This window comes from Stenotrophomonas sp. CASM106, assembly GCF_049384825.1.
Classification (GTDB): domain Bacteria; phylum Pseudomonadota; class Gammaproteobacteria; order Xanthomonadales; family Xanthomonadaceae; genus Stenotrophomonas; species Stenotrophomonas muris.
The window spans coordinates 167857-181972 of the sequence record NZ_JBMRFS010000007.1 but is presented as its reverse complement, the minus strand read 5'-3'; the positions used below and the strand labels follow the sequence as shown (position 1 = coordinate 181972).

The window sequence follows — 14116 nt, the reverse complement described above, 5'->3', positions numbered from 1 at the left end:
TGCCCATGCCTGGATGAGGCGGCCTCCCGGGTTGGGTCAGAGCCCTTTCCTGCGGAAAGGATCCGACCCGGAGCCGTCAGATCTTCAGATAGATCTTCCGCCGGTCCAGCCACCACGCCACGCCCCACCACAGCGCGACGAACGCCAGCGCCTGCAGCATCGACGCCAGCTCGAGCGCGTGCGGCATCGCGGCGGCCAGTTGCTGCCAGATCCAGCCCCACGCGCCGGTCGCCATCAGCGCCACCGACATCACCGATGCGCCAAGATAGGCGGTAATTGCGTTGACCCCGAAACGGCGGCCCAGCGGCGGCCATCGCTTCTGGTCGATCAACACATGGCCCAGCCACAGCGCCAGCGCGGCCAGGCCGCCGGTCCACAGCACATAGCTGGGCGTCCACAGCTGCTTGTTCAACGGCAGCACCGTGGCCAGCAGCAGCCCCAGCACGGCGGTTGCCACACCCAGGCCAGCCAATGCCGCCGCACGACCGTTGCGCAGCAGGCCACCGGCAATCAGGCCGAGCACGGTACTGGCCAGCGCACCCAGCGTGCTCAGCAATCCTTCCGGGTCATGGCCCAGTCCGGTATCGGCGTGCCACTGGTAGATCCACGGTGCGAACAGCGTGGTGTCCAGGCGGCTGGCCGGGTTGGTCCATGGCGCCAGATCACCGATGCCCATCAGCAGCACGGTGTAGCCCACCAGCAGCGTGACCAGCACGCCAGCCTGCACGCGCGGCCGCGCATACACCGCCAGAACACCCACCAACGCTGCGCACACCGCAATCCGCTGCAGCACGCCCCAGATGCGGAAGTGATGGGTATGCAGCGCCCACCAGATCAACAGGTGTAGCAACGCGCCGGCGAGCAGGATGCGCAGTGCACGCTCCAGCACGCCGCGCGCCAATGCTGGGCGTGCAGCGGCATCCAGCGCGCGCGGTGCCACGCTGAAGGCCATCGACACACCCACCAGGAACAGGAAGAACGGGAACACCAGGTCGGTGGGCGTGCAGCCATGCCATTCCGAATGGCGCAGCGGTGCAAACACCGCACTCCAGTCACCCGGATTGTTGACCAGCAGCATCGCCGCCACGGTGATGCCGCGCAGGGCATCGATCGAGCCCAGCCGGCGTGGCGGCGAACTGTTCATCAGGCGGCCTCGTACTGTCCGGCAATCCAGGTACCACGCACCTGCAGGGCGTCGTCCAGCAGCACCAGGTCGGCCTGGTAGCCCTCGGCGATGTGGCCCAGGCGATCATCGACATTGAGGAACTGCGCCGGGTACGTCGATGCCATGCGCGCCGCTTCGGCCAGCGGTTGGCCGAGCAGCTGCACGGTATTGCGCACGGCGGTGGCCATGTCCAGCGCCGAGCCGGCCAACGAACCGGCGGCATTGCGCACCACGCCATCGATGGCGGTGATGGTTTCGCCATACAGCACGTAGCTGGGATCGTCGGCTCCAACCGGCGGCATCGCATCGGTCACCAGCAGCAGGCGACCGCGCGGCTTGGCCGCCAACGCCACGCGAAGGCTGGCCGGGTGCACATGCACGCCATCGACGATGATGCCGATCCAGCTGTCGCGGTCTTCCAGCGCAGCGCCCACCGCGCCGGGCTCGCGGCCCTGCAACGGCGACATCGCGTTGTACAGATGGGTGAAGCCGCGCACGCCGGCATCCAGGCCGGCGCGGATCTCTTCGTAGGTGCCTGCAGTGTGCCCAGCAGCGACGATCACGCCACGCTCGACCAGCGCACGGATGGTCTCCAGCGGCACGCGCTCCGGCGCCAGCGTCAGCAGGGTCACGCCGTTATCCAGCGATGCGGCCAGCGCAATCTCCGCTTCGTCCGGCACGCGGAACTTGCTGGCATCGTGCGTGCCCTTGCGCGCCGGCGCGATGTACGGCCCCTCCAGATGGATGCCGATCACGCCCGGCACGCCCTGCGTGATGGCCTCGCGCATTGCACCGATGGCTTCGCGCATCACCGCCACGTCATCGCTGATCAGCGTCGGCAGCATCGCGGTGGTACCGAAACGGCGGTGCGCCTGCGCGATGGTGCGCAGTGCCGCCACGTCCGGCGTGTTGTTGAACAGCGCGCCGCCGCCGCCATTGACCTGCACATCGATGAAGCCGGGCAGCAGCCAGCCGCCCCCCAGGTCCACCTGCTCGGCCGCGTGGCCCAGCTGCGGCGCGGCATCGGGCAGCAGCGCGCTGATGCGACCGTCCTCGATCACCACCGCCAGGTCGTCGCGGAACTCATCGCCGGCCAGGATGCGGGCATTGCGCAGCACCGTCGCCATCACACCGTCTCCGTAACCTTGTTCAGATGCGGCGGCAGGTCCGGGTTGAAGCCACGGCGCAGCGCCAGCGCATTGATGGCGCGATAGAAGCTCTGCACGGTCAATAGCGGTGCGCACAGCGGATGCGGCGCGGCGGCCACCGGCAGGTTGCCGCCGGCACCGGCCATCCACACCTGCGCACCACGTGCGTTGAATTCATCGACCACCGCACGGGTACCGGCGCCGGTCTCGTCCGGCTGGGCGAAGGCCAGCACCGGGAAGCCACGGCCGACCAGCGCCATCGGGCCGTGCTTGACCTCGGCCGAGCTGTAGGCTTCGGCGTGCAGGCTGCAGGTTTCCTTGAACTTCAGCGCCGCTTCCTGCGCCGCACCCAGGCCCAGGCCGCGGCCGAGCACGAACAGGTTGGTGGCCTCGACCAGGCCCTCGGTCACCGCGCTCCAGTCGCACTGCCAGGCTTCACGCATCGCGTCCGGCAGCAGGTCCAGCGCCGCACGCAGGCTGCTGTCCTGCTTCCAGTACGCGGCCAGCTGCAGCAATGCGGCCAGCGAGGCCAGGTAGCTCTTGGTCGCTGCAACGCTCTTCTCGGGGCCGGCATGCAGCGGGATGACCGTGTCGGCCAACTGCGCCAGCGGTGAATCCTCGACGTTGACCAGCGCGATCACGCGCGCGCCGGCGGCCTTGGCCGCCTCGGCGTTGCGCAGCAGGTCCGGGCTCTTGCCCGACTGCGAGATGACGATGAACAGTGCGCCGCGCAGCTGCAATGGTGCGGCGTAGACCGAGCCCACTGATGGCGAGGCCGACGCGACCACCAGCCCCAGCTGGGTTTCCAGCAGGTACTTGCCATAGGTGGCGGCGTGGTCTGAGCTGCCGCGTGCACAGGTGACCACGAACGGCGGCGGCGCGGCACGCAGGCTGGCGGCCAGGGTTTCCAGGGTGGCGTGGTTTCGCGAGAACTGGCGGGCAACCACGTCGGCCGCTTCAGCGGCCTCGGCGAACATCAGGGTAGCGGTGGGGTCTGACAGCGACATGGCAGGCTCAGGCAGGATCGGAAGGAAGGGGGCGTGCGCCGGCCGGGCGCATCGGCGCGGTCGAACCGCGCACCACCAGCTGCGGCACGAAGCCCTGGTTGTGCAGCGGTGCCGGCGCATCGTCGTAGGCGTCGCTGCGCAGCTGCGCGATCAGCAGGCGCGCGGCATGGCGGGCGATGTCTTCGGTGGCCTGCTTGGCGGTGGTCAGCGGCGGCCACGACTGGCGCGAGAACGGGCTGTCCTCGAAACCGGCAATGGACAGGTCGTAGGGCACGTTCATGCCGGCCGACTTGGCGGCGGCCAGCACGCCGGCAGCGATTTCGTCGTTGGAACCGAAGATGGCGGTAGGCGGTTCGCGCAGCGCCAGCAGGCGGCGCGCGCCACGGAAACCGTCGTCGAAGGTGTAGTCGCCCTGCACCACCAGGTGCTTGTCCACGGTCATGCCGTAGTCCTTCAACGCGGCCTCATAACCGGCATAGCGTTCGCCCGAGGAGCGGTGCGAGCTGCCGCCCCAGAGGAAGCCGATGCGCTGGTGCCCCAGCTGGATCAGGTGTTCGGTGATCTCGTAGGCGGCCTCGCGGTCGTCGACGAACACGCAGGCACCGTCGGCCGGATCTTCGGTGGCCGCAATGATGCGCACCAGCTTGATGCCACGCGCGGTCAGCGCCTGGATCAGGTCGCGGCGCTCGGACATCGGTGCGGTCAGCACCAGCCCGGCCAGGCGCGAACGCTGCACCCAGTCAGCCAGTTCATCGGCCAGCAGCGGCGAACTGGAATCGCAGGGATGGATCTGCAGGCCGAACCCGGTCTCGCGGCAGGCGGCGAGCACGCCGTTCTGCACGCCGATGATGTGGTACGGGTTCGGGTTGTCGTAGACCAGCCCGATCACGAAGGTGGTGCCGCTGCGCAGGTTGCGCGCGGACGGATCGGGTTCGTAGTCCAGCTCGGCGATGGCACGCAGCACCCGCGCGCGGGTGGCCTGCATCACCGAGGGCTCGTTGTTGATCACCCGCGAGACCGTCTTCAGCGAGACCTTGGCCTTCTCCGCAACGTCCTTGATGGTCGCTCTGCGCATCGGTTTTCCCTGGGGTTGGCTGCCGTCCATCATCGCCGATCAGACCTTGTCCTGCGGCAGGCCGGCGCGGTGGCCGACCACCGAATAGAACAGGATGTACAGGTAGCACGGCACCATCAGCAGCACGAACACCAGCTGGAAGTCGATGTGCTGCTTGAGCACGGCGAACAGCTGCGGAATGATCGCGCCGCCGGCGATGCCCATCACCAGCAGGGCCGAGCCGGTCTCGGTGAAGCGGCCCAGGCCGCGGATCGCCAGCGGGAAGATGGCCGGCCACATCATGGCGTTGGCAAAGCCCAGCAGCGCCACGAAGCCCACCGAGACGTAGCCGTGCGTAGCCCAGGCGCCCAGGCAGAACACCACGCCCATCACTGCCGAAATGGTCAGGTAGCGCGACTGCGAGACCAGGCCGGGGATCGCCAGCAGGCCGACCACGTAGCCGGCCAACATCGCACCCAGCGTCAGCGAGGTGAACATCTTGGTCTGGTCCAGCGGCAAGCCGAAACCGTGGCCGTAGGTGCCGATCGCATCACCAGCCATGACCTCCACGCCTACGTACACGAACAGGCACAGCACGCCCAGCCACAGATGCGGGAACTGGAAGATGCTGCGGCGCTCGGCGGTTCCTGGTGCACCTGACGGCGTTGCATTGGCTTCGGAGGACTTGATCTCCGGCAGAGGCGAGAACAGCACGGCCACCGCCAGCACCACCAGCAGCGCGGCCATCGCCAGGTACGGCGCATGGATCTTGGCGGCGAATTCGTTGAGCAGCGCGACCTTGGTGACCGCGTCGGCGGCCTGCACCTGCTTGTCCAGGTCGCCGATGCCATGCAGCACCAGGGTGCCGATCAGCACCGGCGCCAGCATGCCGGCGATCTTGTTGCAGATGCCCATCAGCGCGATGCGGCGTGCCGCAGTTTCAATCGGCCCAAGGATCGAGATGTACGGGTTGATGGCCGTCTGCAGCAGGGCCAGGCCGCTGCCGATCACGAACAGGCCGCCGAGCGCACCCGGGTACCAGCGCTGGGTGGCGAATTCGCCGAACAGGGCGGCACCACCGGCCATCACCAGCAGGCTCAGGCTCAGGCCCTTCTTCATGCCGGTGCGGCGCAGGATCCACGACGCCGGCAGGGCCAGGAAGAAGTAGGACAGGTAGAACACCATCAGAACCAGGAAGGCGCCGACCTCGCTGAGTTCGAAGGCCAGCTTGACGAAGGTGATCAACGGGCCGTTGAGCCAGGTGAAGAAGCCGATCAGGAAGAACAGCACGCCGACGATGGCGATGGAGGTGGCCACGTTCGGGCGCGCGCTTGCAGCGGGGACGGCGGACATCAGGAGGGCTCCTGCGGCGACGGCCGCAGAACGCGGCGTCGGAGAGTGGCTGGGAACAACGTTGTCACATTCTTTCGGTGGACAACGGCGGTTTGTCAACTTCCATGCACGCCCCTTCAACCTCGTGCTGCACTGCGCAAGTCGATCGCGGTGCTCCGCGCTGAATGCGCGCCAGGCCTAGAGCCCCATGCAGCAACGGTTCCCACGTGAAACCCGCACTCACGCCATGTAAACGTTTACTGCCTGTCGCATTCGTTGCGGCGCAGCAACGAAAGTGTCACGAACTCGTTGACATCGTTGTCAGCGCGGTTACAGACTCCGCCCCAATCGCTGCCCCCGATCCCGGGGCCAGCCCCACCTGCAGCAGGAGCCCGCGTGACCGCCAGCCACCCCGCCCCGTCGCATGTCCTGTCCCGCGTCGCGCCCTCGTTCCTGGCCGCGGACGTCGGTGGCACCCATGTGCGCGTGGCCCGGGTCCAGGCCAGCGGTGACACCGCCCATCCGGTGCAGGTGCTGGAATACCGCAAGTACCGCAACGCCGACCATGCCGGCCTCAGCGCGATCCTGTCTGACTTCCTCGGCGAAGGCCCGCGGCCCACGCATTGTGTGGTCGCCAGCGCCGGCTACGCCCGCGAGGACGGCACGGTGATCACCGCCAACCTGCCGTGGCCGCTGTCGGCACGCCAGGTGGAGGCCGATGTCGGCCTGCAGCGGGTCTACATCGTCAATGACTTCGAAGCGGTGGCCTATGCCGCCGCGCAGGTGGACGCCAGTGGCGTGCTGCACCTGTGCGGGCCGGACACCGCTGCGCGTGGCCCGACCCTGGTGGTCGGTCCCGGCACCGGCCTCGGCGCCGCGCTGTGGATCCCCACTGCGCACGGCCCGGTGGTGCTGCCGACGGAAGCCGGCCAGCCGACCCTGGCCGCAAGCACCGAACTGGAAATGGCCATCGTCCGCCACATGCAGCGCGACCGCGCGCACGTGTCGATCGAGCATGCGATCTCCGGCCCGGGCCTGATGAACCTGTACCGCGCGGTGTGCGCGCTGCAGGGGCAGGCACCGACGCTGGCCAGCCCCGATGCGGTCACCGCCGCCGCCATGGCCGATACCGATGCACACGCGCGCCAGGCGCTGGACGTGTTCTGCGGCCTGCTCGGCAGCACCATCGGCGACATGGCCCTGTTCTATGGTGCCCACGGTGGCGTCTACCTGGCCGGCGGCATCCTGCCGCAGATCCGCGAATACCTGCACGCCAGCACCTTCGTCGAACGCTACCTGCAGAAGGGGCCGATGGGCGAAGCACTGGCACGCATCCCGGTGAAGGTCGTCGAACACGGCCAGCTGGGCGTGGTCGGCGCTGCCAGCTGGTACCTGCAGCAGCAGTCGGCCGCCTGACACCGCAACAGGCTTCAACGCAATCGCAGCACGCAGTACGTGGCACGCCAACGCACGGGACTTCGCCGCCGCCCCGCGCATGTCATCGCAACCGTTATCGAACACCGCCGCCGGCATCCAATCGAGTGATGAGGAGAGACATCATGAATACCCGCAAGACCCTGCTTTCGGCCGCCATCGTCAGCTGCATCGCCTTCAGTGCGCACGCGCAGCAGGCTGCCCCGACCGCCACCGACCTGGACACCGTGACCGTTACCGGCATCCGTGGCTCGATGGAAAAATCGCTGGACACCAAGCGCGAAGCCAATGCGCGCGTGGAAGTGGTCACCGCCGAGGACGTGGGCAAGCTGCCGGCGCACAACGTCGCCGACACCCTGCAGCGCCTGCCGGGCGTCAACATCAGCTCGTCCAGCGCCGATGAAGGCGGTTTCGACGAAGCCGACCGTGTCAGCCTGCGCGGCACCAGCCCGAGCCTGACCCAGACCCTGATCAACGGCCACACCGTCGGTTCGGCCGACTGGTTCGTGCTCAGCCAGGGCAACAACGTCGGCCGCAGCGTCAGCTACTCGCTGCTGCCGTCCGAACTGGTCAGCTCGGTGGAAGTGAACAAGTCCTCGCAGGCCAAGCTGCAGGACGGCGGCACCACCGGTACCGTCAACATCATCACCCGCAAGCCACTGGAATTCTCCAAGCCGTTCACCGCGGAAGGCTCGATCGGCCTGGTGCGCTCGGACCAGGCCAAGTCGAACGACCCGCAATATTCGGCGCTGTTCAACTACAAGAACGACGAAGGCACCTTCGGCGTGATGGTGCAGGGCTTCAGCCAGAAGCGCGAACTGCGCCGTGAAGCGCAGGAAATCCCGGGTGGCTTCTTCAAGATCGGCGCAAACGATCCGGTCGCCAAGACCAATCCGGACCTGATCGGCGTCAACGTTCCGGGCCTGCTGGGTTCGACCCTGTTCGAACAGACCCGCGAGCGCAAGGGCGGCCTGGTCTCGCTGCAGTTCAAGCCGAGCGACAGCCTCACCCTCGGCCTCAATGGTTTCAGCTCCGAGCTGAAGGCGAACAACTACAACCGCAACTTCATGATGTTCGGCAACAGCTTCGCCAAGTCGCAGGCGCCGGATCCGGGCTATGTGGTCAAGGACGGCGTGCTGACCAACGCCAACTACAAGGGCGTGCCCGGCACCGACTATGCGGTGTACGACATGATCTACCGCGAGTCGAAGGCCAAGTCGAGCTATGTCACCTTCGATGCCGACTGGCAGATCAGCGACAGCCTGACCGCCAAGTTCCAGGCCGGCAGCACCAAGGGTACCGGCGAGACGCCGCGCCAGTACATCGCCGAGGTCACCCTGGCCAACGGCGGCGGCGCCAGCTGGGCTACCCACGGCAATGGCTCGCCGATCGACTGGAACGTCGGCGGCGACATCTCGCCCAACGGCGTGACCAGCTTCGGCACCTGGGGCAACCAGCAGGTCACCGCTGAAGACAAGGAGAAGTGGGCCACGCTCGATTTCAACCAGTACTTCAACGATGGCGGCGTGCTGAGCTCGATCGACTTCGGCCTGCGTTTCGCCGACCACAAGCGCGAAGCGCTGTCGCCGGAAGGTGCAACCCCGGGTGACATCTGGAGCGCGCTGAAGAACGGTGCGACGGCCAACTATCCCAGCGGCTTTGCCGGTGACATCGGCGGCACCTTCCCGCGCAACCTCTGGTACTTCACCCCGGGCGCGCTGAAGGACGCGGTGACCAACAACTCCACCTGGCTGGCCGGCAATGATGGCCCGACCGGTCGCCACAACTATGGCGCCGAGTGGAAGGTGAAGGAAAAGAACTTCGCCGGCTACGTGCAAGCCAACTTCCGCGGCGACTGGTGGAGCGGCAACGTCGGCCTGCGCTACGTCAACATCAAGCAGGACATCGACACCTACAACGCCGTCAGCAAGGCCGCCGATGCCGATGTCAGCAGCCTGTTCGGCATGTGGGAGCGCCTGGCCTTCCAGAACAAGCGCAACCGCGTATTGCCCAGCGCCAACATCAAGTTCGACCTGGACGACTCGCTGGTGCTGCGCGTCGCCGCCTCGCAGACCCAGACCCTGCCGGACTACTCGGCACTGGGTGCCTCCTCGTACGGTTCGGACCTGAACCGCACCGGCGGCGGTGGCAATCCGAACCTCAAGCCGACCCTGTCGACCAACCTGGACGCCAACCTGGAGTGGTACTTCATGCCGCGCGGCCTGCTGTCGGTGGGCGCGTACCACATGGACCTGAAGGACTACATCGCCTTCGACGTGGTCTCGCGCCAGCTGTACAGCGAACTGACCAACCAGCTTGAGACCTACCAGATCTCCACCCCGATCAATGCCGACGGCAAGGTCACCGGCGTGGAAGTGGCCTACGAACAGCCGATCGGCGAGTACTTCGGCGTCAATGCCAATTACACCTACGCCAACGGCACCACCTCGCACACCTGGTCGGACGGCTCGCACAACCTGCTGGGCACCTCGAAGAACACCTACAACGTGGGTGCCTACTTCGAGAACGAGCGCTTTGGCGCCCGCGTCAGCTATACCCGCCGTTCCTCGTTCCTGATCAGCCTGTCGGGCACCAATCCGTACTACCAGGATGACTTCGGCACGCTGTCGGCGTCGCTGAGCTACAAGGCCACCGACTGGCTGAGCATCACCCTGGATGGCCTGAACCTCAACAACCCGACCTACAAGTACTACCAGACTGCGGCCATCCCGACCTCGTTCTACAGCAACGGTCGCCAGTACTACCTCAACTTCCGCTTCAAGTACTGATCCAGCGGCGGCAACATCGCCGAGTCGTGCACGCACGCCGGGCCTGGGTCATTCCGGGCCCGGCGTTTTTCATGTATAGCGTTCATCGCACCGTTCCAAGGAGTCGTACCGATGGTCAAGCCTTCCCGCGCCCGGATGCGCAGCGCAGTGCTGCTGGGCAGCCTGCTCGCCCTGTTGCCGGCACTGCCGGCACTTGCCGCCGACCCCATGCCGGCCGCTGAGGCACCCGGCCCGCAGCTGCGTGCCGGCAGTCTGATGCTGATTCCCGCCCCCAGCAATGTGCAGCCTGGCCAGGGCAGCGGCATCACCGTGCGCGCCGATACCGTGCTGCAGGCCGAAGGCGAGGCCGCACAGCGCGTCGCCAGCCAGTTCGCCGACCTGCTGGCGCGCAGTGGCGGCCCGCGCCTGGGGCTGGCCAAGGGCAAGACGGCGGCCAGGACCGGTGGCATCCGCTTCCAGATCGTGCCCACCTTCCGCGACAGCGGCGAGGGCTACACGCTGGAAAGCACCGCACAGGGCGTAGTGGTACAGGCCGGTAACGAAACCGGCCTGTTCTATGGCGCAACCACCCTCGCCCAGCTCGCCACCGGCGGCAGCAACGGCGTGCTGCCAGCGGTGCAGATCCAGGACGCTCCACGCTTCAGCTGGCGCGGTTTCATGCTCGACTCGGCGCGGCATTTCCAGAGCCTGGACGAGATCAAGCGCGTGCTCGACGCAATGGCCGCGCACAAGCTCAACACCTTCCATTGGCACCTGACCGATGACCAGGGTTGGCGCATGGAGATCAAGCGCTATCCGAAGCTGACCGGAGTGGGCAGCTGCCGCCTGCCGGCCGGCGACGGTGGCATCGATCCGGTCACTGGCAAGGAGCATCCGTATTGCGGCTTCTACACGCAGGACCAGATCCGCGAAGTGATTGCCTATGCCGCGAAGCTGCATATCCAGGTGATTCCGGAAATCGATGTGCCGGGGCACGCGACCGCAGCGATTGCCGCATACCCGGAACTGGGTTCGATCAATACCCCGCTGAAGCCGATCAGCGAATGGGGCGTGTTCCCGAACCTGTTCAACGTGGAAGACAGTACTGTCACCTTCCTCGAGAACGTACTGGAGGAAGTGATCGAACTGTTCCCGGCCAAGTACGTGCACGTCGGCGGCGACGAGGCGGTCAAGGACCAGTGGGAAGCCTCCAGGCAGGTGCAGCAGCGCATGCGTGCGCTGGGCATCAAGGATGAAATGGCCATGCAGAGCCACATCATCAAGCGCCTGGAGACCTTCCTGGAGGAGCACGACCGGCGCCTGATCGGCTGGGATGAAATCCTTGAAGGCGGGCTGCCGCCGCAGGCCACGGTGATGTCCTGGCAGGGCACCGAAGGTGGCCTGGCCGCGGCCAGTGCTGGCCATGACGTGGTCATGTCGCCCGTGGGCTACCTCTATCTGGATTACCTGCAGACGGCCTCGCCGAACGAACCGCCGGGCCGCCCGGCCCAGGTCAACCTCGGCAAGCTGTACAACTTCGAGCCCGTGCCGGCCGAGCTGGCCGCTGACAAGCGCGGGCACATCCTCGGCCTGCAGGCCAACATGTTCACCGAACACACGCGCACCTATGCGCGCCTGCAGCACAACCTGTTCCCGCGCCTGGCCGCGGTGGCCGAGACCGGCTGGAGCACGCCGGAACATCGCGACTTCCGCGATTTCCTCGCGCGCCTGCCCGCGCAGCTGCAACGCTACCGCGCCTGGGGCCTGGCCTACGCGCAGACCCCGTTCGAAGTGGGCGTGGACTACACCGACAACCGCGCCGCCAACACGGTGACCGTGTCGCTGGCCAACCCGCTGGGCTATGAGGTGCGCTACAGCACCGATGGCCAGCCGGTGACGGCGCAGTCGCCGCTGTACCAGCAGCCGCTGACCAGTACGCTGCCGACCACGGTGCAGGCCGCCGCGTTCTACCAGGGCCAGATGCTGGCGGCGAAGCCGACGGTCGCGGACTTCAGTGCGCAATCGCTGCTCAGCCGCCGCAGTGACGAACTGCTCAGCTGCGTAGGCAAGAAGGGGCTGGTGCTGCGCCTGGAAGACGATGGCCCGCGCGAGGGAAACCGCGCAGTGTTCAACGTGGACATCTTCCAGCCATGCTGGCGCTGGCCACAGGCACAGCTGGACGGCATCGGCAGCGTGGAAGTCCGCGCGGGGCGTATTCCGTACTACTTCCAGCTGGCCCACGACGAGCCCAAGCGTCGCTTCGAGAAGGCCAAGCGTGCGCATGGCGAGATGCTGGTGCGTCGCGGCGACTGCAGCGGCAAGGTGCTGGCCGAAGTGCCGCTGCCGGCCACGCCGGATGCCGATGGCTTCGTGACGCTGCGTGCGACGCTGCCGAAGGGCTCCCAGGGCACCGGTGACCTGTGCATCAACTTCACCGGCGACACGCGCCCGGCGATGTGGGTGCTGGATGAGGTCACGCTGGGGAAGTGACCCCAAGCCTGTCCTGGCGCAATCGATCCACGCATGGCGTGGATCTACTGTAGAGCCGAGCCCATGCTCGGCTGCCTTTGGGAGGAAGCCGAGCATGGGCTCGGCTCTACAGGAACTTTACCCGCGCCAGCGCAGCAGCAGATCGCGCAGCGGGGTCAGTGCCGTAGCCAGGCCGGCCAGCACGCCGATCGTGTTGGCCAGCGCGTCCATCGGATCGGCCATGCGGTCATCGGTCAATGCGCCCTGCGCGAACTCGATGCCGATCCCCATCAGCACCAGGCCCACGCCCACACACAGCAGCGGACGTCCGTGCCGGAACAGCTGTACCGCGCTGCCAGCCAGGATGAAATAGGCGAGGAAGTGCTCACCCTTGTCGCCGTTTTCCGGCAACGGAATCGGTGGCGGTGGGATCAGGCAGACCACGATCACCAGCAACACCGCGCTGAACCACAGTGCGGTCCACAGCCGCAGCCGCCGCAGTGGTTTGATCAGCGGCAGCGCATCGTTCACAGGCGCCAGCTCAGGTCACCCAGCTCGAAGGCGGGCTCGAAGTCGACGCCGCGCTGCAGGCCGATCGCCTGGAAGCGCTCCCCCATCTCGGTCGGCAGGGTCAGCTTCTTCACCTGGTCGCGCAGCTGGATGCGGCCGACCTCATCAGTGCGCTCCTCGGCCAGCGACAGCACCTGGTCCAGGCCGTTGCCGAGCAGGAAGCTGGCCTGGCTGCAGTAGCCCGCCAGCTCGAAACCGCCGTGCATGCCGGCCTCGGCCATCGCGGTGAAATCCACCGACGCGGTGATGTCCTGCAGCCCCGGCCAGCGGTGCACGTCGTTGTGCACGTGGTGGCGGTAGAACGCGCGTACGGTGCCCTCATCGCGGTCGTGCTGGTAGAACTCGCCACGGTTGTAACCGTAGTCGATGAACAGCATCGCACCGCGCTGCAGGCCGCCCGCCACCGCCTGCAACCAGTACGGCAGCTGCGGCAGCACCTCGGAACGGTAGCCCTCGGCGAAGGGGCGCTCCAGGTAGCGCTCGATGTGGCGCACCGCACCGTTGAGCAGGATGTCGGCCGGCTGCGCACCACGGATGAAGTTGCCTTCGGCGTCCAGTTCCACGGTTTCCTCGTAGACCTCGCCATCCCGGATCAGGAAGCGCGGCGTCGGCAGCGCGTCGATCACTTCGTTGGCAAACACCACGCCCTCCCAGTCCTCTTCGAACGGGCGATCGACCCAGTCCACGCGTGCGGCCAGCTCGGCCGGCAGGTTCTGCTGCAGCCGTTGCTGCTGGCGCTCGCGCAGGTCGGCGCTGGGTTCGAGGATGGCGTAGCGCGACGGCAGCGCGTCCAGTTCGGCCAGGCGCAGCAGCACCGCTTCGGCGAAGGCGCCGGTACCACCGCCCAGTTCCAGCATCCGCGCCTGCGTACCCAGCTGGGCGAACACCGGCGCCAGCGCGTTGGCCACGCTCCCGGCGAACAGGCTGCCGAGCTCGGGCGCGGTGGTGAAGTCGCCACTGCCGCCGAATTTGCTGGCGCCGGCGCTGTAATAGCCCCAGCCGGGGCTGTACAGGCACAGCTCCATGAAGCGGGAGAACGGCATTGCCCCGCCCTGCGCAAGGATTTCGGCGCGCAGGGCAGCGGCCAGCTGGTCGCTGTGGGCCAAGGCATCGGCTTCGGGCAGGGGGAAGGTGGGCTGCATGGCGTCTTCGAATGCGGTGACAATGGT

The 14116-nt window shown here is 67.0% G+C and carries 10 protein-coding genes; 3 read left to right on the top strand and 7 right to left on the bottom strand.

Features of this window, described 5'->3' with window-relative positions; genetic code table 11:
- Positions 1–76: 76 nt before the first annotated feature.
- Genes VG556_RS17130 through VG556_RS17110 form a run of 5 tightly spaced genes read right to left on the bottom strand, consistent with a single transcriptional unit; the run spans position 77 to position 5727 of the window.
- A complete protein-coding gene (locus VG556_RS17130) occupies positions 77–1144 on the bottom strand; it encodes an acyltransferase family protein (RefSeq protein ID WP_100450615.1) in 1068 nt (355 codons plus the stop codon).
- Positions 1144–2292 carry an N-acetylglucosamine-6-phosphate deacetylase gene (nagA, locus tag VG556_RS17125; RefSeq protein ID WP_053495105.1) on the bottom strand — a complete coding sequence of 383 codons (1149 nt, stop codon included), beginning with the start codon at positions 2290–2292 and terminating at the stop codon, positions 1144–1146. Before nagA ends, VG556_RS17130 begins: the two co-directional genes overlap by 1 nt.
- Positions 2292–3320: an SIS domain-containing protein gene (locus VG556_RS17120; RefSeq protein ID WP_100450616.1), complete on the bottom strand. Its 1029-nt coding sequence runs from the start codon at positions 3318–3320 to the stop codon at positions 2292–2294. The genes nagA and VG556_RS17120 overlap by 1 nt, the downstream gene beginning before the upstream one ends.
- Before the next feature lie 7 nt (positions 3321–3327).
- Entirely contained in the window at positions 3328–4395 is a 1068-nt protein-coding gene (locus VG556_RS17115) for a LacI family DNA-binding transcriptional regulator (protein WP_005411045.1), read from the bottom strand.
- A gap of 39 nt (positions 4396–4434) precedes the next feature.
- Positions 4435–5727, bottom strand: a complete 1293-nt coding sequence (locus VG556_RS17110; RefSeq protein ID WP_032957346.1) for a sugar MFS transporter — start codon at positions 5725–5727, stop codon at positions 4435–4437.
- 375 nt (positions 5728–6102) lie between these two features.
- Between VG556_RS17110 and VG556_RS17105 the strand changes: the two genes are divergently transcribed.
- From VG556_RS17105 to VG556_RS17095, 3 genes are all read left to right on the top strand, one after another.
- Positions 6103–7122, top strand: coding sequence for a glucokinase family protein (locus tag VG556_RS17105; RefSeq protein ID WP_100450617.1), 1020 nt, complete (start codon positions 6103–6105; stop codon positions 7120–7122).
- Positions 7123–7265: 143 nt separating this feature from the next.
- Positions 7266–9929 carry a TonB-dependent receptor gene (locus VG556_RS17100; protein ID WP_075076091.1) on the top strand — a complete coding sequence of 888 codons (2664 nt, stop codon included), beginning with the start codon at positions 7266–7268 and terminating at the stop codon, positions 9927–9929.
- Between the two features lie 111 nt (positions 9930–10040).
- The gene (locus VG556_RS17095) at positions 10041–12398 is read left to right on the top strand and encodes a beta-N-acetylhexosaminidase (protein WP_100450618.1); all 2358 of its coding nucleotides are present in this window, start codon (positions 10041–10043) and stop codon (positions 12396–12398) included.
- A 117-nt stretch (positions 12399–12515) separates the two neighbouring features.
- Here the strand turns inward: VG556_RS17095 and VG556_RS17090 are convergent, their stop codons facing one another.
- Complete coding sequence (locus VG556_RS17090; protein WP_100450619.1) at positions 12516–12908, bottom strand: hypothetical protein; 393 nt, start codon at positions 12906–12908, stop codon at positions 12516–12518.
- Complete coding sequence (locus VG556_RS17085; protein ID WP_100450620.1) at positions 12905–14089, bottom strand: class I SAM-dependent methyltransferase; 1185 nt, start codon at positions 14087–14089, stop codon at positions 12905–12907. Before VG556_RS17085 ends, VG556_RS17090 begins: the two co-directional genes overlap by 4 nt.
- Positions 14090–14116 lie beyond the last annotated feature (27 nt).